1 protein-coding gene is annotated in these 3275 nt (G+C 63.3%); it reads right to left on the bottom strand.

Going from position 1 to position 3275, the window contains the following annotated elements; genetic code table 11:
* The coding region (locus tag H5411_RS46040; protein ID WP_220818369.1) for a hypothetical protein at positions 1 to 3245 on the bottom strand (3245 nt) is incomplete at its 3' end.
* Between the last annotated feature and the right edge of the window lie 30 nt (positions 3246 to 3275).

Raw genomic sequence — 3275 nt, forward strand, 5'->3', positions numbered from 1 at the left:
GCGTCGCTTGCGGCGGACCAGGCGCGATCAGCGAGTATGGAAGAATCGTCGGCGACGGCCCGTGCTGTCGACGCAGTCGTCTGCAGCCGTTCTGCATCCGCCCGGATCGTCGCGGCATGCTCCCGTCGACGCATGAGTTCCGTAGCTGGCGGCAACGCGTTGGCTTCCTGCTGCGCTTGGGCAATCTTGTCCGATGCGTTTCGCACTTTGTCCACAGCCTGTGCATGAGCAGCGCTCAGCTCGGCGTGCTGCGCCTGCAGCTGCTTTAGCCGGCGTTGTCGGTTCCGCTCGCGTGCAGTCGCACCGATGTGCTGTGGCGCCCAGTCGGCCGGACTGACTGCGTGGACTACTCCGGAACGGACTACGCCGCCGAGCTCGAACACCAGCGAGGGGCGGGCCTTGTCGTCGGCACCAGCTTCGACTACTTGGATCGACGACAGGATCGCGCGGATGTAGTCGGCCGGGACGGCACAATCGCGTTCGGGGACCAGGAAGTCGGCCAGGGTGGTACCGGGCAGCGGCTTACCGGCTCGTAGATGCACGTCCCCGTCGGTCAGATCTCCGTCCTCCGAAACCCACGCGTCCAGGATGCCGGCAGCAAGTAGAGCGCCTTCCAACTCCCCGGCCAGGTGAGCAGGGACATCGTCTGCGAAGTCGACCAAGGTCCACAGCGGTGCTCCGGTCCGATCGGATCTCGTCGCGCGCCAGGATGGCGCGTCAGGTTTGGGCTCGGTTCGCGACGTCGCGGCGATCTCGTCCTCAAGTTCGGCCAACCGCACCCGGATGGCAGCGGCCTCTGCTTCCGCGGTCGTGTGTTCGGCCGTGAGGGCGTTCGTCGTCTCCCGGTACGCCGTCTCCAGGCTCGAAGTCAACGGAGCGGGATCAGCTGATGCAGGCTCGTCGCGGTGGGGCAACCGCAGCTGCGCGGAATCGATCAATGCGAGCCCGTCGACCCACGCGTGAACGGCGTTGACCCAAGCGATGGCTTCGGCGATGGCGGCTTGGGCGGCAGCTTCGGCTTGGCGTCCGGCAGTGTGCGCGTCCTGCTCCGCAGCCTCGGCTGATACCGCATCGCGGCGGGCACGTTCTTGTGCGTGGGTCCAGTCCGTCAACAGCGTTGTGGCATGCCGCAGTCGACCTTGTCGCTCAGTTACTTGCCGCCGCGCTTCTTCGGCTGATGTTTCAATCCGGTCGCGAAGCGTGTGGAGCAGTTGCGCACCACACTCGGGGATCTCGGTCAGTGCCGCAGCCAGTTCTCTGACGGCAGGCGGTGCTTCTCCCAGCGACGCGCTCTCATCGAGGAGGCAGGTGGCTTGCTCGGCGACGGTTGTCGTAGCGCGCGTGGCAGCCGCGATTGCGTGATCCGCGCTCAGATGGGCTCGGTCGGCGGCCTCACGTGCGGCCTCGTAGCGCGACTCGGCTCCTGGTACATCGGTGGCGGCCAGAACCTGGGCAAGTGCTCGTTCCGCCCACCGCGGGATCTCGTCGAGGTCCAGTGGCTCCGTCTCGAACAGCGCGTCGGGAGGTCTGGGCATCCTTGTCAACGAATCGGCAACCGCCACCAGCCGGTCAAGAACCTCGTTATCGGCTTGTTGAGATGCCTCCGCAGCCTGCTGTGCTGCCGTTGCTTTGGTGTCAGCCGCTGCTTGAGCAGTCGCGTACCTCTGATCGGCCGCATCACGGGTATCGCATGCAGAGCGATGCTGCGTAATAGCGTCGAGAACCTCTTGGAGCGCGGAAAGCTGGTCGTCTATCCATGCGTAGAACGCCGCCTTCGCATGCTCGACCCGTTGGTCGAATCCTGCCGCAGGAAGGGTAGGGAAACTCGCGGAGAGCGACGCTGATTCCTTTTCGAGGGTATCGAAATACGCGCTCGCGTAGAGGTCGCTAGAGTCTTGTGCCAGCTGGGAAAGTAGTGTTCGGAGAGCGGCGGATGCGTTGGCGGCATCGGCGTCCCGCTCGCTGCTGTTGCTTCGCTGCTGGTCGAGAAGCATTCCTGCCTTATCCGCTTCGTTCTGCGCGGTGTTCGCGATGCCGGTGAGTTCTGTCAAATGTTGACGGAGTTCATCCAGTCTTGCTCCGGCGTGTCCGCGTGCCTTGTTCTGTAGGACCTCGACCGTGGCTGCCACCTTGTTGAGTTCCTTGGTTAGCTCCTCGGCTTTGCGAGTACTGTCGTCCTGGGTGCGTTCATGGGCGTTCAATGCCGTGATGAGATTGTCGCGCTCTTTCGCACGGGAAGCGTACTCTCGGTTTGCTACAACAAGTGCGGCCGACACGAGGGTGGCAACCGCGGTCGCATATCGGCGGTAGCCGCTGGATATCTGGGCCAGGCTATCCCGTTCCTTCTTGGCGGTTTCCAGTCTGGTTCTCATCTGCTCGGCCTTGGCCAGAGCTTCTGCGAGACGCCTTACGAGATCCACATCAAGTGCGGGCAGCGCCGAAGTCAGGGTCGCTTTCATCTGCTCGGGGCTAATCCGGTCGTTGACTTGCACGCTCCGCAGCGCACGTAGCACGTTGGCGAGTGCGTTCATTTGATCGGAGTCCAACGGATCGTACAGGGCCTTGCGGATGGACTCTGCGAAATCGTCTTCGGCGAGAACGATTGTGAGGTGCCGGGACGCGACCCGGTGCAGACGTTCATGCGAGGTGAAGAACTCGCCATCAATGGCGGCCAACTGTTGGGCCAGGTCGTCGACGTCTATGGGTGTTCGCTCCCGCTCGAAGACAAGGTCTTGGTCGACACGGCCTGGCGCAATGAACCATCCGCGTTCGAGGACGGTTCGGTCACCACCGCTGCTGCGCAGCCATAGCCCGATGGTTATCCAGCGGGTCACAGCCGGGTCGTCGTCTTTTGTCGGGTGGTCGGTGCGGCCGAACTCCTGCCACCATAGGCCGGCCTTGGGTTGACTGGTCTTCCAGCTGGTATGCCGCTGGGTAAGCGTGGAGCCGGACCGGCCCGAGACAGCCAGAGCTTTCTGTGAGACGTCACCGTCCATGAAGGTTGGGAACAGGGTGGAGCCGGTCAACGATTTTCCAGACCCGTTTCGTCCCACCAGGCCGAGCCAACCGTTTCTGAACAGGAACTGCTCGCTGGCCCATTGCCACGAGTTGACGGCCCCTGCCCTGGTCGGCTGCCATCGCCCAAGCACGCCTGGTTGTGGATCCACAAGCGTTACCTGACCGTCGACACCAAACAGGCCAGCGAGTGCGGTGAGATCGATCTCGGCCTTGCGTCGACCGCTCATAGCAGTTCCTTATCCTCAACTAGGGCCTGT

Origin of the sequence: Amycolatopsis echigonensis, assembly GCF_014174495.1 — a bacterium.
In the GTDB taxonomy this organism is placed as follows: domain Bacteria; phylum Actinomycetota; class Actinomycetes; order Mycobacteriales; family Pseudonocardiaceae; genus Amycolatopsis; species Amycolatopsis echigonensis.